This is a genomic window from Cellulomonas sp. P4_B5_2, from assembly GCF_056402235.1.
Genome location: NZ_JBFUHU010000443.1, coordinates 1 through 2,355, shown reverse-complemented (window position 1 = coordinate 2,355; position 2,355 = coordinate 1). Strand labels below are relative to the sequence as shown.

The following is a 2,355-nucleotide window of genomic DNA, read 5'->3' as shown; positions in this document are numbered from 1 at the left end:
GCTGCAGGCGCGCTACGACGCGATCGTCATCGCCACCGGGGCCACCGTGCCGCGCGAGCTGCAGGTGCCCGGCAAGGAGCTCGGCGGCGTGCACGTGGCCATGGAGTTCCTCCACCAGGCCAACGCGGTCGCGGCCGGCAAGCCGGTGGCGGACCAGATCACCGCCGAGGGCAAGCACGTCATCATCATCGGCGGCGGCGACACCGGCTCGGACTGCCTCGGCACCGCGCTGCGCCAGGGTGCCGCCTCGGTGACCACCCTCGCGATCGGCAAGCGCCCGCCGGAGGATCGCCCCGCGCACCAGCCGTGGCCGACGGACCCGATCCTGTTCGAGGTGTCGTCGTCGCACGCCGAGGGCGGCGACCGGGACTACCTCGCCTCGACGGTCGAGTTCGTGGGCGACGAGTCCGGGAACGTGCGCGCGCTGCAGCTGGCCACGACGCAGTACCTGCCCGACGGACGCCGGGTGCCGACGCCGGGCACGGAGCGCGAGATCCCGGCCGACCTGGTGCTCGTCGCGATGGGCTTCACCGGCCCGGAGGTCGACCCGCTCACCGCGCAGATCGGCATCGAGCTGACCCCGCGTGGCCTGGTCACGCGCTCGGACGACTACGCGACGACCGTGCCGGGCGTCTTCGTGGCGGGGGACGCCGGCCGCGGCCAGTCACTCATCGTGTGGGCGATCGCCGAGGGCCGCGCGGCCGCGGCAGCCGTCGACACCTACCTCTCCGGCAGCACGGAGCTGCCCTCCCCGGTCACCGCCAGCACCGTGGCGCTGCGCCCCTGAACCCCACCTGACCGCGGTCCTCTACCGGCCGGCCACGGTGGTCGGACGGGACTTTCGGTCCGACCGAGAAACAACGGAAGGCATAGGCTCGCTTCATGCGTAGAGCAAAGATCGTCTGCACCATCGGTCCCGCCACAGAGTCGGCGGAGCAGATCCAGGCCCTCGTCGACGCCGGCATGGACGTGGCGCGGTTGAACCGCAGCCACGGCTCCACGGAGGTCCACAAGGCGGTGTACGACAACGTCCGCGCCGCCGCGCAGGCGTCCGGTCGGTCCGTCGCGGTCCTCGTCGACCTGCAGGGTCCGAAGATCCGCCTCGGCCGGTTCATCGCGGAGAAGCACGACCTCGCGGTGGGTGACACGTTCACCATCACCACCGAGGACGTCCAGGGCACCAAGGAGCTCGTCTCCACCACCCACAAGGGTCTGCCCAACGACGCCCGCGTCGGTGACCCGATCCTCATCGACGACGGCAAGGTCCTGGTCCGCGTGACCGCCGTGGAGGGCCCCCGCGTGGTCACCCGCGTCGAGGTCGCCGGCCCGGTGTCCAACAACAAGGGCCTCAACCTGCCGGGCGTGGCCGTGTCCGTCCCCGCGATGAGCGACAAGGACGAGGAGGACCTGCGCTGGGCCCTCAACGTCGGCGCGGACATCATCGCCCTGTCGTTCGTGCGGTCCGCCGCCGACTACGACGACGTGCGCCGGATCATGGAGGAGGAGAACCGGGTCATCCCGGTCATCGCCAAGATCGAGAAGCCGCAGGCCGTCGAGAACCTGGCCGAGATCGTCGCCGCGTTCGACGGCATCATGGTCGCCCGCGGTGACCTGGGTGTCGAGCTGCCGCTCGAGCAGGTCCCGCTGGTGCAGAAGCGTGCGGTCGAGCTGGCCCGTCGCAACGCGAAGCCCGTCATCGTGGCGACGCAGGTGCTCGAGTCCATGACCACCAACCCGCGCCCCACCCGCGCCGAGACGTCGGACTGCGCCAACGCGGTGCTCGACGGCGCGGACGCGGTCATGCTCTCGGGCGAGACGAGCGTCGGTGACTACCCGATCGAGACCGTGCGCACGATGGCGCGGATCATCGAGGCGACCGAGGAGATGGGTCGGGAGCGCATGGCGCCCCTCGGCTCCACCCCGCACACCCGCGGTGGCGTGATCACCCGGGCGGCTGCCGAGATCGGCGAGGTTCTCGACGTCAAGTACCTGGTCACGTTCACGCAGTCGGGGGACTCGGCCCGCCGCATGTCGCGCCTGCGCTCGAACATCCCGCTGCTGGCCTTCACGCCGGCGGAGGACGTGCGCAACGTCCTGTCGCTCAGCTGGGGCCTGCAGACCTACCGCGTGCCTGCCGTCGAGGACACGGACGCGATGGTCAACCAGGTCGACTCGACGCTGCGCGCCAACGGTCTCGCGGAGATCGGCGACTACGTCGTCGTCGTTGCCGGTGCCCCCGTGGGCGTCGTCGGCTCGACGAACTCGATCGTCGTGCACAAGATCGGCGACGAGGAGAACTCGAGCGGCCGCGTCGCCTGACGCACCGCCCTCGTACCACCACGTTCGGCCCCGGCG

At 71.2% G+C, this 2,355-nt stretch carries 2 protein-coding genes; both read left to right on the top strand.

The features are described from left to right. Positions 1–787, top strand: a 787-nt coding sequence (locus tag AC1DUQ_RS20865) for an FAD-dependent oxidoreductase (RefSeq protein ID WP_477074531.1), incomplete at its 5' end; no start/stop codon positions are given. A gap of 95 nt (positions 788–882) precedes the next feature. After that, complete coding sequence (pyk, locus tag AC1DUQ_RS20860) at positions 883–2,319, top strand: pyruvate kinase (protein ID WP_477062881.1); 1,437 nt, start codon at positions 883–885, stop codon at positions 2,317–2,319. The last annotated feature ends 36 nt before the right edge of the window (positions 2,320–2,355 follow it).

Bases quoted from the DNA above. Each gene is read 5' to 3' on its own strand.
- pyk (WP_477062881.1), top strand. From the start codon at position 883: ATGCGTAGAGCAAAGATCGTCTGCACCATCGGTCCCGCCACAGAGTCG.